The 25,636-nt window shown below is 61.6% G+C and carries 22 protein-coding genes; 12 read left to right on the plus strand and 10 right to left on the minus strand.

Features of this window, described 5'->3' with window-relative positions; all coding sequences use genetic code 11:
• Positions 1-5: 5 nt before the first annotated feature.
• Positions 6-584, minus strand: coding sequence for a ubiquinol-cytochrome c reductase iron-sulfur subunit (gene petA, locus ACIK7D_RS10405; RefSeq protein WP_080816272.1), 579 nt, complete (start codon positions 582-584; stop codon positions 6-8).
• Between the two features lie 309 nt (positions 585-893).
• On the opposite strand from petA, the gene ACIK7D_RS10410 reads away from it, so the two are divergent.
• Positions 894-1,826, plus strand: a complete 933-nt coding sequence (locus ACIK7D_RS10410; protein WP_137452902.1) for an endonuclease/exonuclease/phosphatase family protein — start codon at positions 894-896, stop codon at positions 1,824-1,826.
• Positions 1,827-1,835: 9 nt separating this feature from the next.
• On the opposite strand, the gene ACIK7D_RS10415 is transcribed toward ACIK7D_RS10410, so the two are convergent.
• The 3 genes from ACIK7D_RS10415 to ACIK7D_RS10425 form a co-directional block, all read right to left on the minus strand.
• Positions 1,836-3,704, minus strand: coding sequence for an ABC transporter ATP-binding protein (locus ACIK7D_RS10415; protein WP_080816267.1), 1,869 nt, complete (start codon positions 3,702-3,704; stop codon positions 1,836-1,838).
• A gap of 340 nt (positions 3,705-4,044) precedes the next feature.
• On the minus strand, positions 4,045-5,895 hold the full coding sequence (locus ACIK7D_RS10420; protein WP_400156238.1) for an ABC transporter ATP-binding protein: 1,851 nt from the start codon (positions 5,893-5,895) through the stop codon (positions 4,045-4,047).
• A 380-nt stretch (positions 5,896-6,275) separates the two neighbouring features.
• On the minus strand, positions 6,276-7,151 hold the full coding sequence (locus ACIK7D_RS10425; protein WP_020808605.1) for a phosphodiesterase: 876 nt from the start codon (positions 7,149-7,151) through the stop codon (positions 6,276-6,278).
• A 234-nt stretch (positions 7,152-7,385) separates the two neighbouring features.
• Between ACIK7D_RS10425 and ACIK7D_RS10430 the strand changes: the two genes are divergently transcribed.
• Together ACIK7D_RS10430 and ACIK7D_RS10435 are read left to right on the plus strand one after the other, a co-directional pair.
• Positions 7,386-7,859 carry a tRNA (cytidine(34)-2'-O)-methyltransferase gene (locus ACIK7D_RS10430; protein ID WP_400156239.1) on the plus strand — a complete coding sequence of 158 codons (474 nt, stop codon included), beginning with the start codon at positions 7,386-7,388 and terminating at the stop codon, positions 7,857-7,859.
• A gap of 172 nt (positions 7,860-8,031) precedes the next feature.
• Positions 8,032-9,684, plus strand: a complete 1,653-nt coding sequence (locus ACIK7D_RS10435) for a Na/Pi cotransporter family protein (RefSeq protein ID WP_400156240.1) — start codon at positions 8,032-8,034, stop codon at positions 9,682-9,684.
• Between the two features lie 61 nt (positions 9,685-9,745).
• Here ACIK7D_RS10435 and ACIK7D_RS10440 read toward each other — a convergent pair whose 3' ends face one another.
• Positions 9,746-10,021, minus strand: coding sequence for a hypothetical protein (locus ACIK7D_RS10440; RefSeq protein WP_003523094.1), 276 nt, complete (start codon positions 10,019-10,021; stop codon positions 9,746-9,748).
• A 129-nt stretch (positions 10,022-10,150) separates the two neighbouring features.
• Here ACIK7D_RS10440 and hemF point away from each other — a divergent pair, with 129 nt between their 5' ends.
• From hemF to ACIK7D_RS10455, 3 genes are all read left to right on the plus strand, one after another.
• Positions 10,151-11,062 carry an oxygen-dependent coproporphyrinogen oxidase gene (gene hemF, locus ACIK7D_RS10445; RefSeq protein ID WP_400156241.1) on the plus strand — a complete coding sequence of 304 codons (912 nt, stop codon included), beginning with the start codon at positions 10,151-10,153 and terminating at the stop codon, positions 11,060-11,062.
• Between the two features lie 123 nt (positions 11,063-11,185).
• Complete coding sequence (locus tag ACIK7D_RS10450; protein ID WP_127757794.1) at positions 11,186-11,455, plus strand: hypothetical protein; 270 nt, start codon at positions 11,186-11,188, stop codon at positions 11,453-11,455.
• A 227-nt stretch (positions 11,456-11,682) separates the two neighbouring features.
• Positions 11,683-11,868, plus strand: a complete 186-nt coding sequence (locus ACIK7D_RS10455; protein WP_003523091.1) for a DUF1059 domain-containing protein — start codon at positions 11,683-11,685, stop codon at positions 11,866-11,868.
• 24 nt (positions 11,869-11,892) lie between these two features.
• Here ACIK7D_RS10455 and ACIK7D_RS10460 read toward each other — a convergent pair whose 3' ends face one another.
• The 3 genes from ACIK7D_RS10460 to ACIK7D_RS10470 are packed head-to-tail and all read right to left on the minus strand — an operon-like array spanning position 11,893 to position 14,410.
• Entirely contained in the window at positions 11,893-13,149 is a 1,257-nt protein-coding gene (locus ACIK7D_RS10460; RefSeq protein WP_400156242.1) for a CCA tRNA nucleotidyltransferase, read from the minus strand.
• The gene (locus ACIK7D_RS10465) at positions 13,146-13,784 is read right to left on the minus strand and encodes a CoA pyrophosphatase (protein WP_137003848.1); all 639 of its coding nucleotides are present in this window, start codon (positions 13,782-13,784) and stop codon (positions 13,146-13,148) included. The genes ACIK7D_RS10460 and ACIK7D_RS10465 overlap by 4 nt, the downstream gene beginning before the upstream one ends.
• Positions 13,781-14,410, minus strand: coding sequence for a DUF1285 domain-containing protein (locus ACIK7D_RS10470; protein WP_127757792.1), 630 nt, complete (start codon positions 14,408-14,410; stop codon positions 13,781-13,783). The genes ACIK7D_RS10465 and ACIK7D_RS10470 overlap by 4 nt, the downstream gene beginning before the upstream one ends.
• Before the next feature lie 175 nt (positions 14,411-14,585).
• Between ACIK7D_RS10470 and ACIK7D_RS10475 the strand changes: the two genes are divergently transcribed.
• From ACIK7D_RS10475 to ACIK7D_RS10495, 5 genes are all read left to right on the plus strand, one after another.
• Positions 14,586-15,596 (plus strand): MoxR family ATPase, encoded by a 1,011-nt coding sequence (locus tag ACIK7D_RS10475; protein WP_065113889.1) that lies wholly within the window; start codon positions 14,586-14,588, stop codon positions 15,594-15,596.
• Between the two features lie 36 nt (positions 15,597-15,632).
• On the plus strand, positions 15,633-16,559 hold the full coding sequence (locus tag ACIK7D_RS10480) for a DUF58 domain-containing protein (protein WP_400156243.1): 927 nt from the start codon (positions 15,633-15,635) through the stop codon (positions 16,557-16,559).
• Entirely contained in the window at positions 16,556-19,366 is a 2,811-nt protein-coding gene (locus ACIK7D_RS10485; protein WP_400156244.1) for a DUF4159 domain-containing protein, read from the plus strand. The genes ACIK7D_RS10480 and ACIK7D_RS10485 overlap by 4 nt, the downstream gene beginning before the upstream one ends.
• Position 19,367: 1 nt before the next feature.
• Positions 19,368-21,452: a hypothetical protein gene (locus ACIK7D_RS10490; RefSeq protein WP_400156245.1), complete on the plus strand. Its 2,085-nt coding sequence runs from the start codon at positions 19,368-19,370 to the stop codon at positions 21,450-21,452.
• A gap of 89 nt (positions 21,453-21,541) precedes the next feature.
• Positions 21,542-21,955, plus strand: coding sequence for a GNAT family N-acetyltransferase (locus ACIK7D_RS10495; RefSeq protein WP_400156246.1), 414 nt, complete (start codon positions 21,542-21,544; stop codon positions 21,953-21,955).
• A 199-nt stretch (positions 21,956-22,154) separates the two neighbouring features.
• Here the strand turns inward: ACIK7D_RS10495 and ACIK7D_RS10500 are convergent, their stop codons facing one another.
• Entirely contained in the window at positions 22,155-23,108 is a 954-nt protein-coding gene (locus tag ACIK7D_RS10500) for a LysR substrate-binding domain-containing protein (RefSeq protein ID WP_400156247.1), read from the minus strand.
• A gap of 87 nt (positions 23,109-23,195) precedes the next feature.
• Between ACIK7D_RS10500 and ACIK7D_RS10505 the strand changes: the two genes are divergently transcribed.
• Positions 23,196-24,161 (plus strand): MBL fold metallo-hydrolase, encoded by a 966-nt coding sequence (locus tag ACIK7D_RS10505; RefSeq protein WP_400156248.1) that lies wholly within the window; start codon positions 23,196-23,198, stop codon positions 24,159-24,161.
• Positions 24,162-24,220: 59 nt separating this feature from the next.
• Here ACIK7D_RS10505 and ACIK7D_RS10510 read toward each other — a convergent pair whose 3' ends face one another.
• Positions 24,221-25,534, minus strand: a complete 1,314-nt coding sequence (locus ACIK7D_RS10510) for an MFS transporter (RefSeq protein ID WP_269831400.1) — start codon at positions 25,532-25,534, stop codon at positions 24,221-24,223.
• Positions 25,535-25,636: the final 102 nt, after the last annotated feature.

Genomic DNA, 25,636 nt, shown 5'->3' on the forward strand with positions numbered 1-25,636 from the left:
TCCCCTTATCCGATCTTGATCACGGTATCGGATGTGAATGCAAATGTCGGGATGGCGAGGTTTTCCGGCGCCGGACCCTTACGTATGCGGCCCGCCGTATCGTAGTGCGAGCCATGGCAGGGACAGAACCACCCGCCGAAATCGCCGGCCTGGCCGAGCGGAACGCAACCGAGATGGGTACAGGAACCGACCATGACGATCCAGTTTTCCTTGCCCTCGCCGGCGGAGCGGTCGATATCCGTCGCCTGCGCGTCGACGGCGATGTTGGCATTGCGCGCCACGGGATCCTTCAGATCGCCGAGAGCGACGGCCTTGGCTTCCTCGATTTCCTTCTCCGTGCGGTTGCGGATGAAAATCGGCTTGCCGCGCCACTTCACGGTAAGCGACATGCCCGGCTCGACGGCCGTGACATCCACCTCGATGGAGGCGAGCGCCAGCGTCGATGCATCGGGACGCATCTGGTCGATAAAGGGCCATGCGACGGCGGCAGCACCGACAGCGCCCGCCATTCCCGTCACTAGGTAAAGAAAATCGCGACGGGTCGGTTCACCCGAAGCGTCGTGATTGGTTACGTGCTCGCTCACCGCTACACCATCCTCTGCGCTGTTTTTGCCGTAAATCGCATGAGTCCTCCCGCTATGATTTGATCCAAGACAAACTCCGTCCCATCGTCCTGGTCATTCTCGCGGCATTTGAGAAACCGCGTCATGTGTTTGATCGCAAAATATTGACTGACTTGGCAAGAGCAAAGCACACAAAGCTGCCGTAATTCTGCCGGAAGGGGCCGATTTGGCTCGCATTTTTTCGCCGTCCTTGGCAGGCGGGCAACATTGTGCGCATCCATGCACCATGTTAGGAGACTTCAAGGGAGAGCGCGGAAAGCAGGGATTCGGATGACGGCGAAGCTCTCTTGCATGGTCTCCACGGCAGTGGCTGCCGTTCTTTTCGTCGCCAGCCTGCGTTATGTGACGGATTTCTGGCTTCTCGCCTTCGTCACCAGTTTCCAGCTGCACATCGCCATCGTCTGTATCCTGCTCTCATGCCTCGTTTTCTGGCTGACGCGCGACGCGGTTTCGGCGCTCCTCGTCGTCTGGTCGCTTGCGCTCGCCATCCATGCCATTGCCATGCTTCTGGAATTTTCCACATCCGCCACCCCCGCGCCGGGCGCCAAACCCTTCCGGCTGCTCTCCTTCAACGTGCTGATGGACAATGCCGCCAATGCGGATGCAATTGCCGACACGATTGTCGAATCGGGCGCGGATGCTGTCTATCTCTTCGAGGCGGCGGCGCTTAAATCGGCCCTGCCGCGACTGCAGCAAACCTATCCGCACAGGCTTGGCTGTTACACCGGAACGCCCGGATGCGATCTGGTCATCCTGTCAAAAAGACCGTTGCTGGAAGGCCGTTTCCACAGCCTCAGCGATCTTCGGCGGGATCGGTTCGCCATAGCCCATATCGACCTCGACGGCACGGAGCTGACGCTCGCCGCCGGGCATATCACCAAGCCCTATTTCGATGATTATCATCGCGATGAACTCGATGAAGTGAGTGAAATTCTGTTTCGCGTCACCGGGCCTCTCATTCTGGCCGGAGATTTCAATTCGGCCAGCATCGCCCCTGACATGCGCGCTTTCCTCGCCGCCAACGATCTGAAGAAAGCGACCTTCGAACCCGCCACATGGCCGACGGAGGCCGGCCGCTTCGGCATCGCCATCGACCACATCTTCGCCCGCGAACCGGCGACGCTGATGAGAACCACCCGCCTGCCCGACAGCCTCGGCTCCAATCATTACGGCCTGATGGCGGATTTCATGATCGGGAAATAGCCGAAGGCCTTATTGCGCCGCTTCGTCCGCGGCAAGAAAACCGCCCGATTGCCGCGCCCAGAGTTCCGAATAAAGACCGCCCTGCATGACCAGATCGGAATGGCTGCCCTGTTCGACGATGCGCCCCTGATCCATCACGATCAACCGGTCGAGAGCCGCGATGGTCGACAGGCGGTGGGCGATGGCCAGAACCGTCTTGCCTTGCATCAGCTCGTCCAGATTGCTCTGGATCGCCGCCTCCACCTCCGAATCGAGCGCCGACGTCGCCTCGTCGAGCACGAGGATCGGTGCGTCCTTCAGCATCACGCGGGCGATTGCGATGCGCTGGCGCTGGCCGCCGGACAATTTCACGCCGCGTTCGCCCACATGTGCGTCGAACCCCTTGCGGCCGCGCTGATCCTCGAGCCTGGCAATGAAATCATCCGCCTTGGCGCGCCGCGTCGCCTCCTGCAATTGCGCTTCGGTGGCGTCGGTGCGGCCGAACAGGATGTTGTCGCGAATGGAGCGATGCAGCAGCGACGTATCCTGTGTGACCATGCCGATATGGGCGCGCAGCGATTCCTGTGTAACCCTGGCGATATCCTGCCCGTCGATCAGGATTCGGCCTTTTTCGACATCGTAAAAACGCAGGAGCAGATTGACGAGGGTGGATTTTCCCGCCCCGGAGCGTCCGACGATACCGACCTTCTCGCCCGCCCTGATTTCGAGATTGAGATGGTCGATGACGCCGTTCGCGCGCCCGTAATGGAAGCTGACATTTTCGAAACGGATGCCCGGCTTCCTGACCTCCAGCACCGTCGCCTCCGGCGCATCGACGAGACCGATCGGCTGCGAAATCAGCTCGGCGGCATTCTGCACCGTGCCGAAATTGCGCATGATGCCGTTGAACTGCGTCATCAGCCGCCCGAGCAGGAAATTGAGGCGCAGCACCAGCGCCAGCGTGAAGGCCACCGCACCGGAACTGATCCTGCCGGAAAGCCACAAATCGATGCAGAGCGCCGCCATGGAGGTGATCATCACGCCGGACAGCAGCGCCATGGAGGCGCGCACGCCGGTGATGAACCGGGTGAATGTCATGGTCGCATGCTGGAAAATGTCGAAACCCTGCCGCATGTAGCGGTCATTGGCGTCGTCGCGCCCGAACAGCCGGAGCGTCTGGATATTGCTATAGGCATCCACCATGCGGCCGGAGAGCATCGAGGCGGCTTCCGCCGTTTCTTTGGAATGGTAGCGGATGCGCGGCACGAAATAGCGCGCCAGCAGCGAGAATATCCCCACCCAGACGACGACGACGACCGCAAGCCGCCAGTCCAGCCCGCCAATCAGGAACAGCATGGAAACGGAATAGATGCCGACGAACCACACGCTTTCCATCAGCGAGGTGACGAGATCGCCCGCCGCCTGCCCGCCCGACCAGACCTTGGTGACGATGCGGCCGGAAAAATCGTTCTGGAAAAAGGTCAGCGATTGCCGCGCCACATGCATATAGGATTGCCAGCGCACCAGATTGTAAAAACCGGGCGTGATGATCTGCTGATCCACCAGCGCCGTTACCATGGTGACGATAAAACGCACGACACCGATCAGCACCAGCATGCCCACCAGCTCGCCGCCATGGGCCGCAAGCAACCCCGCCCAGCCCTCTTCCGGCTTCACGGTGGAGAGAATATCGACCAGCCGCCCGACGAACCAGAACAGCGCCGCCTCGATGGCCGCGGTCAGCCCGCCGAGCACCAGCATGGCGAAAAACGGCGCCTTGGCCTGCGAGATGTAAAACCAGATAAAGGCGAACGTGCTTTCAGGCGGCCGCAAATCGTCCTTGCGGGCGAAGGGCTTTATCCAGTTCTCGAAAAACTCGAAGATGCGGGTAATAACCATGATCCGGATATAGGCGGATTCCTAGAGCGGGAACAGCCGCGAAGGCTTCGGGAAGAGATTATATTTCGGTAACATTCGGGGAATGAAAAAGGGCGGGGAATGTTCCCCGCCCTTAAATCGACCCAGCGATATTTTGCGCATCGGCTGCATCCCCACACCGTCACCCCGGACTTGATCCGGGGTCCAGCGCGTTCAAGTCCTTGATCGCAAAAGACTCCTCTCACGGCGCGGACGCGCCGCGGCTGGATGCCGGATCTAGTCCGGCATGACGGAGGAGAGGTTGGCGCACATATCATAGGTGAGAGGGCGGGGAACCATGCTTGCCGCCCTCCGTCTTTCCTTACTCTGCCGCCACTTCCGCCTCATGGTCGGCGATGAAGCCGCCGGACTGGCGCCGCCAGAGGTCGGCATAGATACCGCCCATCGCCACCAGTTCCGCATGGCTGCCCGCCTCCACGATCCGGCCCTTGTCGAGGATGATGAGCCGGTCCATCTCGGTCAGCGTCGAAAGGCGGTGGGCGATCGCGATCACCGTCTTGCCTTCCATCAGCGAGAACAGGTTTTCCTGGATCGCCGCCTCGACTTCCGAGTCGAGCGCCGAGGTCGCCTCGTCCAGCACCAGGATCGGCGCGTTCTTGAGGAAGACACGGGCGATTGCGATACGCTGGCGCTGGCCGCCGGAGAGCTTCACGCCGCGTTCGCCCACCTGCGCATCGAGGCCCTGACGGCCATGCATGTCGACAAGGGTTTCGATGAAGTCCCAGGCATTTGCCCGCTTCGCCGCCGCAATCACCTGCTCGTCGGTGGCCTCGGGGTGACCATAGGCGATGTTGTCGCGGATCGACCGGTGCAGCAGCGAGGTATCCTGCGTCACGACGCCGATCAATTCGCGCAGGCTGTCCTGCGACACCTTGGAAATGTCCTGCCCGTCGATGGTGATCCTGCCCGCTTCCAGATCGTAGAAGCGCAGAAGCAGGTTCATCAGAGTCGTCTTGCCCGCACCCGAACGCCCGACAAGACCGACCTTTTCGCCCGGCTTGATGTCGAGCGTCAGCCCGTCGATCACGCCCTTGTTCTTGCCGTAGTGGAAACGGACATTGTCATAACGGATCGCGCCCTGCGGGGCGGCGAGCTCAGGCGCCTTCGGAACGTCGACGATGTCGTGCGGCTTCGTCATCATCGACATGCCGTCATAGACCGTACCGATATTTTCGAACAGCGAGGTGACTTCCCACATGATCCACTGCGACATGCCGTTGACGCGCATGGCAAGGCTGATGGCGATGGCGACCGAACCGGCCGTGACCGATCCCTGCATCCAGAAATAAAGACCGAGCGCCGCCGTGGAAAACAGCACCAGGGCGTTGTTGAGGTCGATCAGGATGTTGAAGCCGGAAATCTTGCGCATCTGGCGGTGAACCGTGCCGAGAAACACGTTCATGCCCTCACGCGCATATCTTTCCTCGCGGCCCGCATGGGAAAACAGCTTGATCGTCGAGATGTTGGTGTAGCTGTCGACGATCCGGCCCGTCATCATCGAGCGTGCATCGGCCTGCTCCTGCGCCAGCCGGCCGAGCTTCGGCACGAAATAAGCGAGGATGGCCATATAGATACCGAGCCAGACCAGCAGCGGAATGACAAGCCGCCAGTCCGCCGCCGCGACCATGAACAGCATCGAGACGACGAAGCTGATCGCATAAACGAAGACGTCGGTCACCTTCAGCGCCACTTCACGGATCGCCAGCGCCGTCTGCATCACCTTGGTGGAAACGCGGCCGGCAAACTCGTTGGCGAAGAAGTTCATGGAATGGCGCAGCAGGAAACGGTGCATCTTCCAGCGCGCAATCATGCCGAAATTGCCGGCAAGCGTCTGGTGCATCGTCATGGTGTGGATCGCGCCCATCAGCGGCAGCACGAAGAGCACCAGCGCCGCCATGCCGATCAGATGCCAGCCCTCATCGGCAAAAAACGTCTCGCGATTGGCCGTGGAAAGCCAGTCGACGATATTGCCGAGGAATTTGTAGAGCATGGCTTCCGCAATCGCGATGCCCATGGACATCAGGCCGAGCAGCAGGAGCCATGGCCATGCGGGCTTCACATAATGCCACAGGAACGGCAAAAGCTTCTTTGGCGGCACGGAGGGCGCCGAAGAGGGAAAAGGATCGAGGCGTTTTTCAAACCAGCCAAACATAGGCCAAGCTCCGGCAATCAATCGCTCCATCGTGACATGGTGAGCGGACACAAATATGGCTCACGACGGAACGGAAAAGTCTTTGGATATGGCCGTGACAGCCACATGACGAATCAAAAAATGGGAAACGCGGGTGAACCGCGGAGCAACACCTAAGCCAGCAGCGGCACGACTGGGGCCGGGAGGCGAATGCGAATGTCATTTGGCATGAGAACCTCCCTTGGCTGGTGTTGAAGATATGGCCTTGTAGCGCAAAATTTAGTCAATGACCAGTCGGAAAGACACCGAATACGCGAGAAAACACGCAGGTGCCGCCCAAAGGCGAACGGGCGGAGATGACCCCGCGAGGTCTCCGCCCGTTAAACGATGCGCACGTCGCCCTATTCGGCCGCGTCCTGCGCCTCTGCGCTTTCATAGCCCGCAATCAACTCGGCCATTCCGGCCTGCGTATGCCGCTTCAATTCCCGGCGATCGCTGGGCTGCGGCGCAAAGGTGACGGTCAGCCCCGTGTCCCTTATCGTGCCGATGGCGAAGGACGCACCGGACAGCATGCGCACGCCTTCATGCAGCCAAAGCGGATCGGTGGCGAAATGCTGCCCGATGCCGACCACGACGGGAATGCCCTGCCAGTGCGACATGCGGTCGTAATGGATGTGGCCCGCAAGAATGCCGATGACATCATGCTCGAACAGCACCTCGTCCAGCGCCTCGGTATCCGCGAAGGAAAGCGATTCCCACTCCGCCTCCGGGCGGTCGAAATCGAGCGCCGGCGCATGGTGCATCACCAGCAGCTTCGGCAGTTCGGGGTGGTTTTCAAGTTCGTCCTCGAGCCATTCGATCTGCCCCGGCTCGAAAGCACCGCCGACCTTGCCCGGAACGCTGGTGTCCATGACAATGATGTGGATGCCGGCAATGACCTCGGCATGGTCATAGGGCTCGTCCAGATCCTCATGGCGGTCGAGCATGACCGGATAAAAACCGTCGCGGCGATCATGATTGCCGAGCGCGAAGAGCACCGGCATATCGAGTTCCGCTTCCGCCATCAGCCGCTTGAGTTCCTCATAGCTGCCGGCATCGCCCCTGTTGGTCAGATCGCCGCTGGCGACGATGAATTCAGGCGGCGGCACGAGCGCCTTGATCTGCGCAAGCGTCGCGGAAAGCGTGGCCGAGGTCTCGGAATAAAGATCATCGTCCTGCACCTGCGGATTGCCCACATGCAGATCGGTCAGATGGACGAAATTCACCCGTTCGGACATGGTGTCCTCCTGTTGTTGCGTGCAGAAAATCCGGCTCGAAACGGCCTGTCCCGACCATTCACGATGGTCCGGGCAAGCCCGACGATGCGCTGGTGAATGGGTAGCCGCCCTGTGTGTCACGCGAATGAACATCCGGCCGGGGACGACGCCTCAAAGGGACTTTTCACAGCATAGCTGTCGCCCGGCCCCTGCCCGTGATAATCGGACGGGCACGCCAATCGCAGTGAGACGTCCATGCCCGATACCATGCCCGAAATCAGGATCGCCCTTTACCAGCCCGATATTCCCGGCAATACCGGCACCATCCTGCGGCTGGCCGCCTGTCTCGGCCTCGGCGTCGATATCATCGAGCCGGCCGGCTTCGATATTTCCGACCGTAATCTGAAACGGGCGGGCATGGATTATATCGCCTCGGCGGCGCTGACGCGCCATGTCAGCTGGGACCGTTTCGAGGAATGGCGGGCAACCACCGGCCGCCGTCTCGTTCTCGCCTCCACCAAAGCTGCCCTGCCCTATACCAAGATCGCCTACCGCAAGGATGACATCCTGCTTTTCGGCCGCGAAAGTGCGGGCGTACCCGACCATGTGCATGAAAAGGCAGAGGTGCGAATCATCATCCCCATGGTGGCGGGACAGCGCTCCATCAACGTCGCCATGTCGGCGGCGATGATCGCCGGCGAGGCTTTGCGTCAGGTGGCATGGGCATAGGCGCCATTTTTAACGCCAATTTTTCGGGCAAATACAAAATTTGACCGTTTTTACTTCAAAACTGTCGCAACCCGGCCTGTACCGGGGGCATCGAGGCTCCTATACTGATTAGCCGGACAATAAAAATCGTGCTCGCCGGAACCATCCGCCGGCGGGTGTGAGGAGACGTCGCATGCAATCCACCATTGTCATCGTCAACCTTCTCGGCGCAGTCGCGCTGCTGCTCTTCGGCCTTTCCCAGGTCAAGGATGGCGTCACCCGCGCCTTCGGCATGAAACTGCGAAGCGTGCTGGCCACCGGCACCCAGAACGGTCCGCGCTCCTTCTTTTCCGGCTTCTTCGCCACCGTCGCGCTGCAAAGTTCGACGGCGACCGCGCTTACCGTCGCCTCCTTTGCCGAACGAGACCTCATCAGGCCGCGCATGGCGCAGGTGGTGCTGCTCGGCGCCAATGTCGGCACCGCCGTTACCGCATGGATCGTGGCAGCCGGGGTGGAGTGGCTGTCGCCGCTGTTGATCCTTGCGGGCATTGTTTTGAAAAAGGGCAGTTCCAACGCCCGGCAGGGCGGCGGAACGGCGCTGATCGGCATCGGCCTCATGCTTCTGTCGCTGCATCTGTTGAGCGGCGCGACAGAACCGATGCGCGCCTCGCCGGCTCTCGGCGTCTTTATCGGCCTGCTTGACGGGGCGTGGCCCGTCGCGCTGATCTTTTCCGCCGTGCTCGCCTTCGTTTCGTCTTCCAGCCTCGCCGTCGTGGTGCTCATACTGTCGCTGGCCGCCACCGGCACGCTTTCCACCGGCCTCATCATCGTGCTCATTCTCGGCGCCAATCTCGGCGGCGCCATTCCGCCGGTCATCGCCACGCTTTCCGGCCCCGCCTCGGCGCGGCGCATCACCATGGGCAACCTTCTGGTGCGCACCATTGGCTGCCTCATCGCCCTGCCACTCGCCTCCTATGGCGCGGAGTTCCTGCAGCAATTGCCGCTTTCGCCCGCAAAATTGCCGGTCGATGCTCATCTGATCTTCAACGTCATTCTGGCGGCGCTGGCCTGGCCCTTCTCCGGCCTCCTGTCCGACCTGATGGCAAGGCTGGTGCCGGGCGATCCGAAAGCCGAAGACGGGCCGAATTTCCTCGACCAGCAGGCGCTGGACATGCCGGTCGTGGCGCTTGCCAACGCCACCCGCGAAGTCTTAAGCGTCGGCGACAGCATCGAGCGGATGCTGATCCGCGCCGAAAACGCCTTCAAGCATAATGATCTCGCACCGCTTCAGGAGGTTTCCCTGCTCGAAAACAAGGTCGACCGCCGCCAGCAGGAGGTGAAGGTCTATCTGTCGCAGCTGGGACGCAAGGGGCTTTCCGACGAAGAAGCGCGCCGTTCGATCGCCATCATCGATTATGCCATCAACCTCGAGCATATCGGCGATATCATCGAAAAGGGCATTTGCGAGCAGATCCGCAAGAAGGTGTTGAACAGCTTCAAATTTTCCGATGACGGTTATGAGGAATTGAAAACCCTGTTCGACATGACCATCGAGAACCTGCGCGCCGCCCAGAGCATTCTGGTAACCGGCGATTTCGAGCTCGCCCGCAGGCTGATGGAAAGCAAGGTGGATATACGCCGCCTCGAAAAACAGTCCTCCAACCGCCATCTGGAGCGGCTGCGCGACGGGCTGGCGGAAAGCATGCAGACCAGTTCGCTGCATCTCGACATGCTGCGCGACCTCAAACGCATCAACGCCCATATCGTCACGGTGGCGCATCCCATTCTGGATGAAAGCGGCGTGCTGATCGAAAGCCGCCTGCGTTATGCCGAGCCTCGCGCCTAAAAGCATTTCCAGGAAAAGCAGCCCCGGTTTTCCGTCCGGAAATGCGAAAACGCTCTAAGTTTCAATCGGCCGAAGGAAGCCGTCGCATGGTGAATTCGATGCGGTCGCCTTCCAGTTGCCGCCAGCTTTCCACTTCCGTCCAGTAGGCCGCTTTCGGAAAGCTGTCGAACCATTCGCGCGCCTTGGCGCGGGCTTCCTCGCGTCCGAGACAGAAGGTCTGCCGCACGAACATGCCATTGCGTGTCTTGTCGTCGCCCGAGCCTTCACGCGCCTTGCGGTGATTGGCGATCCTACGCTTCAGCCCGTCCAGGGGCGGCGGTCCGGTAAATTTCGTCATGATATTCACCTCTGGCACCTACATCGATAAAGATAGTGCCCGCATGTGAACTTGGCGAGTCGAATTTGTGCGCGGGGCCTGCACCTGCTAGACGCGACAGGGAATCGACTTCACCAAAGGAGAATACGCATGGAACGGCCAATCTTGCCGAAGGGCTTGCCCGACGACATCGAGGACAAGAAGGCCCTTGCCCAAGCCTGGTTCCAGCATCTGCGCGACACCATCGTTAACTCCTTCGAGACTCTCGAAAACGACCTGACCGGCCCTCTTTCGGACCAGGAGCCCGGCCGTTTCGTCCAGAAAGACTGGCTGCGCGACAATGGCGAGGGCGGCGGCGGCAAGATGTCGATGATGGAAGGCCGCGTCTTCGAGAAGGTCGGCGTCCACACCTCCACCGTCTATGGCGAATTCTCGCCGGAATTCCGCAAGCAGATACCGGGTGCGGAAGAAGACCCGCGTTTCTGGGCTTCGGGCATTTCGCTCATCGCCCATCCCGTCAACCCCAATGTGCCGGCGGTGCACATGAATACCCGCATGGTCGTCACCACCAGCCACTGGTTCGGCGGCGGCGCGGATCTGACGCCGGTGCTGGGACGCAGACGGACGCAGGAAGACCCGGACAGCCAGCTTTTCCATCGTGCCTTCGAAATCACCTGCAACCGCCATCCGGTTGCCGATTATCCGCGCTACAAGACGTGGTGCGACGAGTATTTCTTCCTGAAGCACCGTAACGAAGCCCGCGGCATCGGCGGTATCTTTTTCGACTGGCTGCACCCGCAGGAGCAAAATGGCGGCTGGGACGCCAATTTTGCCTTCGTGCAGGATGTCGGCCGCGCCTTCAATCTGGTCTATCCGAAAATCGTCCGGGCCAATTTCAACCAGAACTGGACGGAAGAAGATCGCGACGAGCAGCTTATCCGCCGCGGCCGCTATGTGGAATTCAACCTGCTTTACGATCGCGGCACGATCTTCGGCCTCAAGACCGGCGGTAACGTCGAATCGATTCTCTCCTCGCTGCCGCCGGTGGTGCGCTGGCCCTAAAAAACCTCACGCGAATTTGACGCTCAACAGCCAATTTGTCGCAAATAGCGCAAATTAGGACTTATGGAAAAATCAAGGCAATGATAGTCTCCTCCCCGCAGACGTACTGGAGGAGCTATCGTCATGATTACTTCGAACAGCATGCCTATCTCTGCTTCCCCCGAGGGAGCGCCGCAATCCATCGATACCCCGGAATTGATCGACCGCCTGGCAGCGGAAATGCGCGCCACGGGTGATCGCGAACTGCCGCATTCCTTTTATGTCGAACAGGTAAAGCGCACCCTTGCCGGACAAAAAACGGCACGGCGGGCAGCCAATGACGAAATGCCTCGTACAAAAATTCCGGCAGCCGGCACATCCTCTGTTTTCCAGTGCTGGGCGATGCCGGAATAGGGGCCTGAATAAGGTCGAAAGACGCCGCTCTGGAACATAAGCGGTGAACATTCGTTTCCTGTCGGAGGGACAGCAGGCAATTGAATGCTGTCCCTCGCTCTCGCACATTCTTCCTGTCGAAAATCGATTCCGGTTTTCGACAGGAAGAATGTGCAGACTCAAGATGTTAGAGCGTCCTTTATGCGTCCGAACGGACGCATGGCGCTCTAAAACAGGGAGGCAAGACCATGAGACTGTTTGAATGTGGAACGCTCGTGCCCGGCTGTGCCTGGCACACGCGCGCAGATGACGACGCCGAAGTTGTGCGTCGCACCGTGGAGCATATGCGATCGGCGCACGGCGAAACCGTCATCCGCGAGAACATGATCGAAAACATCAAATCCCGCATTCGCGACGAGGCAAATGCGGCCTAAGCCGCAACGCCGCCGTCGCTGACCTCAATTCTCCAGCATATCCTTCAGCCGGGCGGTTAAAGCTGCCCGGTCGAGTGAGAAATTGACGTCGATCCACTTTTCCTCAAGGCTTTTCAGCACTTCACCCACCTTCGGGCCGGCCTCCACACCTGCGGCCATCACATCCGCACCGCTCAGCGGAAAGCCCGGTTTGTGGAATTTTTCCGCCCGCGCCAGCAAAGTTGAAAGCCGCGCCACTTTCTGCATGGCCGTGTCGCCAGCAGAAAGATCGGCACGGGCCGAAGCAAGCGCCAGTTTCAACCGCGTCTTCACGCCTTCGACGCCCTGACGATAAAGCAGCCGGTCGAGCGCCGTCTCCTTCAGCTCGGGATCAGCCGCCGGAGCCGAAGCCCAATGGGCAAGATAAGTCGCCTCGGCTTTCGACAGCCGGAGGCGCGCGGCAAGGGCGGCCAGCCGGTCCCTGTCCGGCGGCACGATGGCGGCAAGCCGCAGCATCGGGTCCACTGCCCAGCCGAGAGCCTGCTCCGTCGCCACCAGCCCATGGATGGCGTCGATGCCCCATTTTTCCGTTTCGGGCAGAATTTCCGCCAGCACGCCCGATTGCCGCATCCACAAAAGGGCGCGGGAAGGATCGCGGGCGGAAAGCAGCTTTTTCAATTCGCTCCACACCCGCTCGGCCGAAAGGGTGCCCAGCTTATCTTTGGCCCGCGCGCTCGCCCGCAAGCCGTCCGCATCCGGGCGACCGGAGCCATAATGGGCGAAAAACCGGAAAAACCGGAGAATCCGCAGGTAATCCTCCGAAATCCGCATCGCCGCATCGCCGATGAAGCGCACCGTGCCGGTCTCGATATCAGGAAGACCATCGACAAGGTCGATGATCTCGCCCCTTTCATCGGCATAGAGGGCATTGATGGTGAGGTCGCGCCGCTCGGCGTCGGTCTGCCAGTCGGTGCCGAAGGCTACCTGTGCGTGGCGGCCATTGGTTTCGACATCGCGGCGCAACGTCGTCACCTCGAAACCTTCGCCATCGATCACCAGCGTTACCGTGCCGTGCTCGATGCCGGTCGGCACCGCCTTGATGCCCGCAGCCTTGGCCCGAGCAACAACCACGTCAGGGGTCAGCGTCGTCGCCATGTCGACATCGACCACCGGCAGGTCCATCAGCGCGTTGCGCACTGCGCCGCCAACGATCCTCACCTCGCCGCCATCGGCATTCAGAAGCGTAAAGATGCGCTTCAGCGCCGGTTTTTCAAACCAGTCCCGCCCGGCAAGGCTATTCATGTATAAAACCTCTCGTAAATCGTTCGCACGATGCCCGCCGTAATGCCCCAAATATAGCGTTCGCCATAGGGCATTTCGTAGAAAAACCGCTCCTTCCCCTGAAAGATGCGGCTGCCGCGGCCGTGATTGGCCGGGTCCATCAAAAAGGACAACGGCACCTCGAAAACCTCGTCCACCTCAGTGGGATTAAGCGTTAAATCAAAGCCGGGGCGGACGACTGACAACACCGGCTTGATGCGAAAACCCGTCCCGGAAATATAATCCGGCAGCCGTCCAACCGTCTCCACGAAGGACCTGGAAAGGCCGATCTCTTCCTCCGTCTCGCGCAGCGCTGCTTCTTCCGGCGTGCGGTCTTCGGCATCGATGCCGCCACCGGGAAAGGAAATCTGGCCTGAATGCTGGCGCAGGGTTGCGGTGCGCTGGGTGAAGATCACCCGCGCCTCGTTGCCATCGTCGATAACCGGTATCAGCACTGCGGCATCCTTCAGCCGGATGCCGTTGCCAGACAGCACCACGCCCGGATTGAGCACGTGGTCGCCATTTTCCCGCTCGGCCACGCCCTCGCCTTCCTGCAGCACCCGGCGGCGGAAATCGGTGGCGGTAAAAGCCTTGAGGCCCGTTGTCATCATCGTCATTGTGAAAGCCGTTCCAGTTCCTTGGCGGGCATCACCGGAAAGATCACCCCGCCCGAGCGCACCGCAAACATGTCGACGCCATCCACGTCGATCACCTCGCCGAGTGCCGCGAGATCATACATCACGGCCCGCGAGACGAGCGCCTCCAGCCGGCCGCGCACCAGAAGATAGGGTTTCAATTCGCGGTTTTCACCGAAAATTTCAAAGCGCAGCGGATGCTCCGGCCCCGCCTCCACCACGTCGCCGACATTGGTGCGAAAGGTCAGCAGGGATTCGCCATCCGCACCAGCCGCAGTCACCGTCATTTCCACGGCGACGAAGGGTGCATCCACCACCCGGATGCCGACTTTTTCCACAGGAGTTACAAGATAGGTTTTACCATCCTCATCCTTGCGCAAAACCGTAGAAAACAGCCGCACCAGAGGTGCCCTTCCGATGGGCGTCCCGAGGTAGAACCACGTGCCGTCAGCACGGATTTCCATGTCGAGATCGCCGCAAAAAGGCGGATTCCAGCGCTCCACTGGGGCCGGCCCGCGCTTGCCATCACCGCTCTGTTCGGCGGCGCGGGAAATCATCGCCGCAAGCCCCGCCGCATCATCAGCCGAATTTATCGTCTCCGCTGCCATATTCGAGTCTCGCTTTGCCGATAAGGAAATACTAAGTCACGACATAGTCATTCGAATGGCGCTTGTCAGCGGCCAAGAGAGCAATAAGCTAGATGCAGCGCAAAATCCGCCCCGGTTGGCAACCAGCAAAACCGGGATGCGAATGCGACAGCGGCGAAGGTATGAGGAGAGCGACATGGGCGTGATGAATACCGGCGAAACCCTCGATGAAAAGGCCATCGTCGCCTCGGCCGAAAAGGCGCTTTCCGACATAGCGGCCATCCGCACGGAGGTCTCCAAGGTCATTTTCGGCCAGGAAAAAGTGGTGCAGAACACGCTTCTCGCCATCCTCTCCGGCGGCCATGCGCTGCTGGTCGGCGTTCCCGGCCTTGCCAAGACCAAGCTCGTCACCACGCTCGGCACCGTCCTTGGCCTCGATGCCAACCGCATCCAGTTCACGCCGGACCTGATGCCTTCTGATATTCTCGGCTCCGAAGTCATGGATCAGGACGAGAACGGCCGCCGTTCCTTCCGTTTCATCAAGGGTCCGATTTTCGGCCAGCTGCTGATGGCCGACGAAATCAACCGCGCCAGCCCGCGCACGCAGTCCGCCCTTTTGCAGGCCATGCAGGAATATCACATCACCATGGCCGGCCAGACCTATGAGCTGCCGAAGCCGTTTCACGTTCTCGCCACCCAGAACCCACTGGAACAGGAAGGCACCTATCCGCTGCCCGAAGCCCAGCTCGACCGTTTCCTGCTGCAGGTCGATGTCGGTTATCCCGAGCTTGCCGCCGAACGCCAGATCCTGCTCGACACGACGGGCACCGCCTCGGGCGAAGCGCGCGGCGTGATCGGTGCCGAGCGCCTGATGGAAATCCAGGCCCTCATCCGCCAGATGCCGGTCAGCGACAAGGTCGTGGACGCGATCCTTTCGCTCGTCCGTTCCGCCCGCCCCGGCCATGGCAACAAATTGACCGACAAACACGTTGTCTGGGGTCCGGGTCCGCGCGCCGGCCAGTCGCTGATGCTGACGGCCCGCGCCCGTGCGCTCTATGAAGGCCGCCTCGCCCCGTCGCTGGACGATGTCCATGCGCTGGCCGAGCCGGTGCTGGAACACCGCATGGCGCTGACCTTTGCGGCCCGCGCCGAAGGCATGTCGGTGCGCGATGTGATTGCGGCCCTCGTGGAGCAGGCGAAGAATTAAAAGACGCGTGCCTAACCTTTCGCGAAAGGAGTGCCTGTGGCATCCATCGGCCAGATCGTAGACAAGACGCCGGGTAGCGAAGTTCTGGCGCGCGCGCGCCAGCGTGCCGCACTGGTGCCGGACTGCATGGTCGAGGCAAAACGAATCGCCAACACCGTCACCGCCGGCTGGCACGGCCGCCGCAAACGCGGCATCGGCGAAAATTTCTGGCAATTTCGCCCCTATGCCGAAGGCGAAAGCCTGTCGCGCATCGACTGGCGGCGCTCGGCCCGCGACGACCATACCTATGTGCGCGACCGGGAATGGGAGGCAGCCCACACCATCTGGCTCTGGGCCGACATGTCGCCGTCGATGATGTTCAAATCCACCCTCGGTTCCGTCTCCAAGGAAAGCCGGGCGCTGGTGCTGATGCTGGCGCTGGCGGAGATACTGGCGCGCTCGGGTGAACGCATTGGTTGCCCCGGCATCATGGAGCCGGTCTCGGCCAGAAACGCCGCCGAACGGCTGGCCGCCGCCATCATGCACGCGCCGCTGACAACGGGTATGCCGGAAACGGGCATGATCCGCGGCGCGAGCGACATTGTTCTGATTGGCGATTTTCTTGATGATGCGAAAAACGTGATGGAGCGGATTTCGCCTCTCGCCCGGCGCGGCCTGCGTGGCCATGTGGTGGAAATCGCCGATCCGGCCGAAGAAACCTTCCCCTATTCCGGCCGCACCGAGTTTACCGATCCGGAAACCGGCGAAAAACTGGTTTCCGGCCGCGCCGAGACCATTCGCGAGGATTACACCCGCGCCTATCTCGCAAGACGCGAGGCGCTGTCCTCGTCGCTGCGCCGTCTCGGCTGGAACTTCGTCTTCCACCGCACCGATCATCTGGCTTCCGAGGCGCTTGTGGCCGTTCACATGTATCTTTCCGGCGCGCCGGCACAGGGCGGTGGGCAAGGCGGTGGGCACCGATGAGCGCATTGCCTTTCCTCTTCACCAGCCCCTACATCCTCTTCGGCCTGCTGGCGCTGCCCGCCATCTGGTGGCTGCTGCGGCTCACCCCGCCGCGCCCCAAGGCGGAAGTGTTTCCGCCGCTGAAGATATTGGCGACGGTGCTGAAACGCGAGGAGACGCCCTCCAAAAGCCCGTGGTGGCTGACCCTTTTGCGCATGGCGCTTGCCGCCGCCGTGATTTTTGCGCTCGCCGATCCGGTGGTGAACCCCCGCAACAACAGCATCGCCGGCAGCGGCCCGCTGGTGCTGGTGGTCGATAATAGCTGGGCCTCCGCGCCCGACTGGGAAAGACGCGTGGCCACCGCTCAGGCCCTGATCGGCGATGCGGAGCGGGCCGACCGCCCCGTCTCCATCAGCTTCACCGCCGATGCGGAACATGACGCCGTACCGGGAACGACAGCCGTTGCATTGGAAAAGCTCGCCGCAGCAAAGCCGAAGCCGCTCGTTCCAGATCGTATCCGCACGGCGGAAGCCATCACCGAGGCGCTGAACGGCACGGCCCCCGGCACGATCGCCTATATTGCCGATGGTGTTCAAACCGCGCAGGATGAAAGCGCGATGAGAACGCTTGCCAGCCTCTCCCCCGCCGAATTCCGCATCGTCAAGGGCGACGGCAAGGCGATCACCGCCATTACCAGCGCCACCAACAATGCCGATGCCATGAGCGTCACACTGTCGCGGCTCGATACCGCCGAAGCCGTCCGGATAACCGTCAATGCGCAGGACAGCCAAGGCCGCATTCTCGCCAATGGCACAGCCAGCTTCGCCCCCGGCGAGGCCGAAACAACCGCAACGGTGGAAGCCCCCTTCGAACTGCGCAACGATTTCGCCCGCCTCTCCCTCGAAGGCGTTTCGACGGCGGGCGCAGTGCATCTGCTGGACGACGGTTTCCGCCGCCGCCGTGTGGCCCTGCTCGCCGGCGAAACCGGCAATGATTTCCAGCCGCTGCTGCAGCCGCTTTATTATATCAGCCGTGCGCTTCAGCCTTTCGCCGATCTCATCCCACAGCGACAGGCCGATCTGGCGCAGGCGATCCCGGAAATCCTGCAATCCAACCCGTCGGTCATCGTCATGGCCGATATCGGTCGCCTGCCGCAGGAAACCTATGAGCCGATGCAACGCTGGCTCGCCGGTGGCGGCACGCTGATCCGTTTTGCCGGACCGCGCCTTGCCGCAGCCCCGGCCGACGATCCGCTGGTGCCTGTAACACTCAGACAGGGCGAACGCGCGCTTGGCGGCGCGCTCTCCTGGGCCGAGCCGCAACCGCTTGCCGATTTCCCGAATTTCGGCGCCTTCGCCGGCATGCCGAAGGCCGATGGCGTCCTCGTCAAACGTCAGGTTCTGGCCGAACCGACGCCGGACCTGGCTGAACGCACATGGGCAAGCCTTGCCGATGGCACGCCGCTCGTCACCACCCGTAATGTCGAGGCAGGCCGCATCGTGCTCTTCCATGTCAGCGCTGAGGCGAGCTGGTCTGACCTGCCGATCTCGGGCCATTTCGTCGATATGCTGCGCCGTATCGTGCAATTGTCGAAAGCGGGCGGTGCTTCCGCCAACGCAAACGCCCCGGCTGCCGCCCTTCCGCCCTTCCGGCTGCTGACGGCTGAAGGTGCGCTTTCAGCCGAGATCGGCACTGCCCGGCCGCTGGAAATGCGTGCCGGCCAGCCGCCCCGCACCGGTTTCGACAATCCCCCCGGCCTCTATGGCACAGAGGATGGTTTCGTGGCTCTCAATCTCCTGCCCGCAGGTGCGACGCTGCGCCCGCTCGACACGTCCGCCGCCGGTGTCAGCACCACCAGCGAAGCCCTGATCGGCGAAACCGCGAAATCGCTGCGCCCGGCGCTCTTCATCGCCGCCTTCCTGATGCTGATCGCCGACAGCCTGATCGTGCTCTTCATGAACGGCGCCTTCGCACGCCTGCCGAAAGCCCGCAGCGCCACCGCCGCCACCGTGCTTCTGGCGCTTGGCGCCTTTGCCGCCATGTCGCCAACCGACGCCCGCGCCGACGATCCGAAACCCGGCGACGAGCAGATTTTCGAGCGGCTGGACACCACCCATCTCGCTTATGTCCGCACAGGCGAGGATGATGTCGACCGCATTTCCGAACAGGGTCTCCAGGGTCTCAGCGAGTTCCTGACGTGGCGCACGACGCTGGAACCCGGCCAGCCGGTCGGCCTCGATATTTCCAAGGATGAACTATCCTTTTATCCCATCATCTATTGGCCGGTCTCTGCAACGGCACCCATGCCGTCCAGCGCCGCCATCTCGCGCATCGACGCCTATATGCGCGCCGGCGGCACCGTCCTGTTCGACACGCGCGACCAATTCTCTTCACTCGACACCGGCGCGACCAGTCCCAATGGCGAACGCCTGCAGGCGATCCTCGCCAATATCGATATTCCGCCGCTGGAGCCTGTCCCGGAAGACCATGTTCTGACACGGTCCTTCTATCTGCTCACCAATTTCCCCGGCCGTTACAATGGTTCGCCGCTCTGGGTGGAATCGCGACAGGGAGCCGCCAAGACCACCTCGGGCCTCTCCTCTTCCGGCGATGGCGTGACGCCGATCATGATAACGGGCAATGATTTCGCCGGCGCCTGGGCCGTCGATCCGCAGGGCGCGCCGGTTCTGCCCACCGTGCCGCCGGATGAGATGCAGCGCGAACACGCCTTCCGCTCCGGCGTCAACATCATGATGTATATGCTGACTGGCAACTACAAGGCCGATCAGGTTCACGTTCCCGCACTTCTCGAACGGTTGGGGCAGTGACATGACATTGACCTTCTCCCCCTTTCTGCCGTGGATCGTGATCGCCGTTCTGGCCGTCGCCGCTCTTGCGCTTTCCTTCATCGGTCTGTGGCGCGGCGTGCGCGGCGCATGGCTGCGCGGGCTGGCGCTCGCCGCCTTGCTAGCTGCCATCGCCAATCCGCTTCTGACGCAGGAGGAACGCGAGCCGCTTTCCACCATCGTGCCCGTCATCGTTGACCGCTCGCAGAGCCAGGACGTGCAGGACCGGCCGCAAATGACCGATACGGCGCTGGAGACGCTGAAAGACCGGCTGTCCCGTTTCCCACGCATCGAACCGCGCATTGTCGAAGTCCGCGACAATGGTGAGAGCGATTCGCCCTCGACACAGCTCTTCTCGGCGCTTTCCTCCGCGGTTTCCGATGTCTCGCCGTCCCGCGTCGGCGGCGCGATTTTCCTCAGCGACGGCCAGATCCACGATATCCCCAATGCCCTGCCCAATGCCGAACAGGCGCTCGGCTTCCGCGCCCCCGTGCATGGGCTGATCACCGGCAAGGCTGATGAATTCGACCGCCGCATCGAGATCGTCCGCGCCCCGCGCTTCGGCATCGTCAACGAGGAACAGCAGCTGACGCTGCGTGTCTTCGATGACGGCCGCCCCGCAGGCGGCGGCTCGGCGGAAGTGACAGTGAAGATGAACGGCGAAGAAATCGCCACGCTTCAGGCCACACCCGGGCAGCCGACGCCGTTCAGCTTCAAGGTTCCGCGTGGCGGCAACAATGTCATGGAATTTTCCGTCGCCGAGCTTCCCGGCGAAGTGACGGCGGCCAACAACCGCGCCGTTCACCTGATCGAAGGCATCCGCCAGAACCTGCGCGTGCTGCTCGTCTCCGGCGAGCCCCATGCCGGCGAACGGGCCTGGCGTAACCTCCTGAAATCCGACGCCTCGGTCGATCTGGTGCATTTCACCATTCTGCGCCCGCCGGAAAAACAGGATGGCACGCCGATCAACGAACTCTCGCTGATCGCCTTCCCGACCCGCGAATTGTTCGTCGAAAAGATCGAGGATTTCGACCTCATCATCTTCGACCGCTACCAGCATCGCGGCGTGCTGCCGATCCTCTATTACGATTACATCGCCCAATATGTCGAAAAGGGCGGCGCGCTCTTGATTGCCGCAGGCCCGGAACATGCCGGTCAGGATTCGATCGCCATGACGCCGCTCGCCTCCGTGCTGCCGGCCCAACCGACCGGTCAGGTGCATCAGGCGGCATTCTATCCTCGCCTTTCGGAAGCGGGTAAGAAGCACCCTGTCACCCGCGGGCTGGATGGATCGGCCAACGAGCCGCCGCAATGGGGCCGCTGGTTCCGCACCATCAGCGTTGACCCGCCGCAGGGCCAGACCGTTATGCTGGGCGACGGGCAGGACCCGCTGCTGGTGCTGAACCGTCAGGGCGAAGGCCGTGTCGCCATGCTTCTGTCCGATCAGGGCTGGCTGTGGGCGCGTGGTTTTGAAGGCGGTGGCCCGCATGTGGCGCTTTATCGCCGCATCGCCCACTGGCTGATGAAGGAACCCGAGCTTGAAGAAGAGGCGCTGACGGCGCGGGCCAATGGCCGCACATTGGAAATCACCCGCCAGACCATCGGCGACGATCCCGGTCAGGCAAGCGTGCGTTTCCCGTCCGGCAAGACCGAAAACATGGCCTTCACCACCACCGAGCCCGGTCTTTACAAGATCGAGCGCCGCATGGACGAAACCGGCCTGTTCGAAATCAAGAACGGCGATTTCACCACCCTCGTCCATGTCGGCGCGGTAGATGCGCCGGAGTTCAAGGCGATGATTTCGACGACTGAGACGCTGAAGCCACTGGCCGACGCCACCAGGGGCAGCGTGCACCGTGTCGCCGATAATTCCGGCCGCATCGCGCTGCCGGATATATTGCCGGTGCGGGGTGACATCAGGGTTGCCGACGAGGATCGCATGCTGATACGTCTGACCGACGAGACGGTGTTGAAAGGCGTCAACACCCTGCCGCTCTTTGCCGGTTTTGCCGGGCTTGCCGCCCTGCTGCTCGCCTTCTCCGCGCTGTGGTGGCGTGAGGGCCGGTAAGGGCGTTTCCAGCGAAAAGCGCAAGGCGTTTCACGTCTCGGAATGGAAAACGGGAAACGGCCGCCGCCCGGCGGCCCGGGAAGATGAACATGAATTTCGTTTTGAGCGACGTCCCGGATGCGGAGGCCGAAAAGGCCATTCGCGATCCGCTGGTGGCCTATAATCTCGCCCGTTTCGGCGAAAGCGACAAACGCGAACTCAACATCACCATCCGTGACGACGACAATATCGTCACCGGCGGTCTGGTTGGGCACACCGCTCGCGGCTGGCTTTACGTGCAGCTTCTTTTCGTGCCGGAAACCATGCGCGGTCAGGGCACAGGCCCGAAGCTGCTTGCCATGGCGGAGGCGGAGGCCAGAAAGCGCGGCTGCATGGGGGCCTATATCGACACGATGAACCCGGATGCCCTGAGAACCTATGAGCGCTACGGTTTCACCAAAATCGGCTCGCTCGGCCCCCTTTCCGCCGGCCAGTCGATCACATGGCTCGAGAAACGTTTCTAGCAGGTGTTGAAAATCGTCGACGACCGCGCACGTCGTTACCCCCTCTGTCCGGCAGGACAGAGGGGGGTATAACGACACCCAGCGCCGTCGATGATTTCAACTGTCGTGTACTGTGGAAGCAGATTAAATACGACGCGCTTTATCTCTTTGTTTTTATGCATGTCTGCCAAAACCGCTGCACAGTTTTGGGAGACATGCTTTAGGCGGCGATCCCCGATACCCCACCGTCCACCGTTCGGCCCATGGCCTCGCGGATTTGCTGGCGAAGCCACAGGGCTCCGGCATCCGCATCTGTCTGCAATGTCCAGACCATGGCGACCGGCGGGAAACTAAGCGTCACCGGCACGGGACTTATTTCCAGCCCCAGCATTGGCGCATAACGCAGCGCGATGCGTGAGGACACGGTCGCCAGTACCGCCGAGGACCGCGCGGTCGCCAGCACCGAGAGGAAATCCGGCGCGGCCGCGACGACATCGATTTCCAAGCCGCTCAGTTCCAGTGCATCCTTGATGCAGCCATGCAGGCTGTCCGTCTGCGATATGACCGCATGTTTCGCCTCCATATAGGCGTCCAGCCCGACGGGATTGGGCAGATCGAGCAAGGCCGGGTTGAAACAGCAAAGCACGCTGGAGGAATAAAGCGGCTCGCAATGGTGGCGTTGCTCCTTCGAATAGGTGCATCCGACAGCCATGTCGATCACGCCCGTATCGAGCATCGCGGTAATTTCCTGCTCCTGCCCGCTGCGGGCCAGGATGCGGATACCGGGCGCAATCTCCCGCAGTCGCGCCGTCAAATCCGGCAAAAGCAACAGCTCCACCTCGCTCGACATGCCGAGCCGGAACGTGCGGCGCTCGGTGGCCGGATCGAACACATCCGCCGTCAGCACCGCCGCCTGCGCCTGCCTGAGCGCCTGCCGCACCGGGCCGGCCAGATGGAGCGCCCGTGCCGTCGGCTTCATCTCCTGCCCCACGCGGATGAAAAGCTCATCCTGAAACAGGGTGCGCAGGGTGGAGAGATTATGGCTCATGGCCGGCTGCTGGATTTTCAGCCGACGCGCGGCGCGCGTAACGTTCATCTCCTCCATCATCGCATCGAAAGCGATGAGAAGATTGAGGTCGAAGGAGCGGAGATTGAAATGATCGATAGTTCGCATAAGTCACATCGATTTGATTGCTAACCTCTCTACACTTAGCTGGAGTGCGGAAAGTTTCAAGACGTTCCCTCAACCCAGGAGCCCCCAATGCCATCCCGTCGCTCACTTCTCAAAGGCGCCGCCAGCGCCATCTTCGCCGCCCCTTTCGTTGCCCCCGCCGTCGCATTCGCCAAGGCGCCCTTGGCCGCCACGCAGGCGCCCGGCTTTTACCGGTTGATGGTCGGCAAGGTGGAGGTCACCGCGCTTTCAGACGGCGTCATCGCACTGCCGCTCGCCAAGATTTACACCAACACCACGCCGGAACATGCGGCAAAGGTCTTGCAGGACGCTTTCCTGCCGGAACAGACACCTACCTCGGTCAACGCATTTCTCGTCAACACCGGAGACAGGCTGGTGCTGATCGACGCCGGCACCGGCACCTATCTCGGCCCATCCCTCGGCAGGCTCGTCGCCAATATCGAGGCCTCCGGTTATAAAACCGACGAGATAGACGACATTGTCCTCACCCATATCCACACGGACCATTCCGGCGGGCTATCGGCAGATGGCAAACGCGTCTTTGCCAATGCGACGCTGAGGGTCAATGCGCGCGAAGCCGGGTTCTGGCTTGATGAGGCAAAGGCCAAGGCAGCCCCTGAAGCGCTGAAGAAGGGTTATGCCGAAGCCAAGGAAAGCATCCAGCCCTATATCGACGCCGGTAAATTCGAGACATTCGGTGACAATGCCGCGCCGGTTCCCGGTCTCGGCTCTATCCTTTACGCTGGCCACACGCCCGGCCACAGCGCTGTCGTTCTCGAAAGCGATGGCCAGAAAATCGTCTTCTGGGGCGATATCACCCATGGAGATATCCTCCAGTTCGATGAGCCGGATGTGACCATCGAATTCGACGTCGACCAGAAGGCCGCCGTGGTCGCGCGCGATCTGGCATTCCGGCAGGCGGTGGAAGGCAGATATCTGGTGGCCGGCGCGCATATCGCCTTCCCCGGCATCGGCCATGTGCGCACCGACAGCACCAATTACGATTGGCTGCCGGTCAATTATACGGCGCTGTAAGGTGGTAAATAGCATGGCCTGATCCTCAACGGGTCAGGTCATTGCGCGGAAACGACGCGTCAGCTCAGCGCCACCTGCCGCGTTTCCGCATTGATCATCGTCGCGGCAATGGCGGCTAGCACCAGAAGACCGGCGAAAATGCCGATCGCGACGCCAAAACCCTGCGCTATGGCATAACCAAGCAGAGACGGCGCCAGCAGGCCGCCAAGCCTTGCCATGGCGCCTGCGGCCCCCATGCCGGTGGCCCGCGATTCCGTCGGGTAAAGCTCCGGCGTGTAGGCATAAAGCGCGCCCCAGGTGCCCAGCAGCGCAAAACTCATGATGAGAAGCGAGGCGGCGATCATCGCGCCCGCCGAAGCAAGCGTGAAGAGCAGGCAACCGAGCGCGGAGAGCAGGCAGAAACCGATCAGCGTCGGCTTGCGGCCCCATTTTTCGACGCCATAGGCGGCAAGCGCATAACCGGGGATCTGCGCCAGCGCCACCAGCACCAGAAAACCATAACCGCGCACGAAGCCGAACCCGTCTCCGGCCAGCTTCGCCGGCATCCACGTAAAGACACCGTAATAGGAAACGGAAACGAGGAACCAGATGGCGAGGATCATGATGCTGCGCTGCCGGAGCGCCGGCGAAAATATCCCCTGCCCCTTGGCCACGTCAGGCTGGAAAAGCCCGGTCCCGGCATCGAGCGGCGCGCGCCCATTCGTCACCAGCATGCGGTTGACGACGGCCTTGGCTTCCTCCAATCGCCCGCTGCGCAGCAGGTAAAGCGGCGATTCCGGCACCAGAAAGCGCAGGCCAAGGCCGAGAACCGCCGGAAAAGCCGTCACCGCGAATATATAACGCCAGGCATCGGCGACACCGGCAAGGCTGGCGCCCCAGGCCGCCAGCGCCACGATCAGCGTGCCGACAGCCCAGAAACCCTCCAGAAAGACCAGCCAGCGGCCGCGATTTTTGGCAGGCAGGAATTCGGCCATCATCGCATAATCCACCGGCAGCGTGCCGCCCACGGCAGCACCGGTGAGAAAGCGCAGAACGAGCAGGATGGTAAAATCGGGCGCGAACACCGAAAGCACGCCGAACAGCGCATCGCAGGCCACGGTGACGATCAGCACACGGCGACGTCCATACCGATCCGCCAGCCGCCCGAAACCGGCAGCACCCAGCAGCATACCGAAAAAGAACGCCGTGCCGGTCTGCAGCGCCTGCGGCACCGTCAGCCCGAAGGTGGCGGCAATTGAGGCGGCGGTGAAGCCGACGGCCAGAACCTGCATGGCATCCGCCGCCCAGACGAGGCCGAATATGCCCATCAGCCGCCGCTGATAGGCGCCTGCGCCCGCGCGCTCCAGCGCATCGTTCATGGTAATAGCCGTCATGCCCCGCCCCTTTGCAGAAATCGACTTTGACTTGCTATCGTATAGGCGGAGGAAACGGAATTGAATTCTGTGGAGGGAGACGCGTTGTTTCGAGACAGACCA

Origin of the sequence: Agrobacterium sp. P15N1-A, from assembly GCF_044626815.1 — a bacterium.
GTDB lineage: Bacteria > Pseudomonadota > Alphaproteobacteria > Rhizobiales > Rhizobiaceae > Agrobacterium > Agrobacterium leguminum.

Bases quoted from the DNA above. Each gene is read 5' to 3' on its own strand.
- ACIK7D_RS10420 (WP_400156238.1), bottom strand. From the start codon at position 5,895: ATGTTTGGCTGGTTTGAAAAACGCCTCGATCCTTTTCCCTCTTCGGCG.
- ACIK7D_RS10410 (WP_137452902.1), top strand. From the start codon at position 894: ATGACGGCGAAGCTCTCTTGCATGGTCTCCACGGCAGTGGCTGCCGTT.
- ACIK7D_RS10500 (WP_400156247.1), bottom strand. From the start codon at position 23,108: ATGCGAACTATCGATCATTTCAATCTCCGCTCCTTCGACCTCAATCTT.
- ACIK7D_RS10505 (WP_400156248.1), top strand. From the start codon at position 23,196: ATGCCATCCCGTCGCTCACTTCTCAAAGGCGCCGCCAGCGCCATCTTC.
- ACIK7D_RS10450 (WP_127757794.1), top strand. From the start codon at position 11,186: ATGATTACTTCGAACAGCATGCCTATCTCTGCTTCCCCCGAGGGAGCG.
- hemF (WP_400156241.1), top strand. From the start codon at position 10,151: ATGGAACGGCCAATCTTGCCGAAGGGCTTGCCCGACGACATCGAGGAC.
- ACIK7D_RS10465 (WP_137003848.1), bottom strand. From the start codon at position 13,784: ATGACGATGATGACAACGGGCCTCAAGGCTTTTACCGCCACCGATTTC.
- ACIK7D_RS10510 (WP_269831400.1), bottom strand. From the start codon at position 25,534: ATGACGGCTATTACCATGAACGATGCGCTGGAGCGCGCGGGCGCAGGC.
- ACIK7D_RS10460 (WP_400156242.1), bottom strand. From the start codon at position 13,149: ATGAATAGCCTTGCCGGGCGGGACTGGTTTGAAAAACCGGCGCTGAAG.
- ACIK7D_RS10475 (WP_065113889.1), top strand. From the start codon at position 14,586: ATGGGCGTGATGAATACCGGCGAAACCCTCGATGAAAAGGCCATCGTC.
- ACIK7D_RS10455 (WP_003523091.1), top strand. From the start codon at position 11,683: ATGAGACTGTTTGAATGTGGAACGCTCGTGCCCGGCTGTGCCTGGCAC.
- ACIK7D_RS10435 (WP_400156240.1), top strand. From the start codon at position 8,032: ATGCAATCCACCATTGTCATCGTCAACCTTCTCGGCGCAGTCGCGCTG.
- ACIK7D_RS10485 (WP_400156244.1), top strand. From the start codon at position 16,556: ATGAGCGCATTGCCTTTCCTCTTCACCAGCCCCTACATCCTCTTCGGC.
- ACIK7D_RS10430 (WP_400156239.1), top strand. From the start codon at position 7,386: ATGCCCGATACCATGCCCGAAATCAGGATCGCCCTTTACCAGCCCGAT.
- ACIK7D_RS10490 (WP_400156245.1), top strand. From the start codon at position 19,368: ATGACATTGACCTTCTCCCCCTTTCTGCCGTGGATCGTGATCGCCGTT.
- ACIK7D_RS10495 (WP_400156246.1), top strand. From the start codon at position 21,542: ATGAATTTCGTTTTGAGCGACGTCCCGGATGCGGAGGCCGAAAAGGCC.
- ACIK7D_RS10440 (WP_003523094.1), bottom strand. From the start codon at position 10,021: ATGACGAAATTTACCGGACCGCCGCCCCTGGACGGGCTGAAGCGTAGG.
- ACIK7D_RS10425 (WP_020808605.1), bottom strand. From the start codon at position 7,151: ATGTCCGAACGGGTGAATTTCGTCCATCTGACCGATCTGCATGTGGGC.
- ACIK7D_RS10415 (WP_080816267.1), bottom strand. From the start codon at position 3,704: ATGGTTATTACCCGCATCTTCGAGTTTTTCGAGAACTGGATAAAGCCC.
- ACIK7D_RS10470 (WP_127757792.1), bottom strand. From the start codon at position 14,410: ATGGCAGCGGAGACGATAAATTCGGCTGATGATGCGGCGGGGCTTGCG.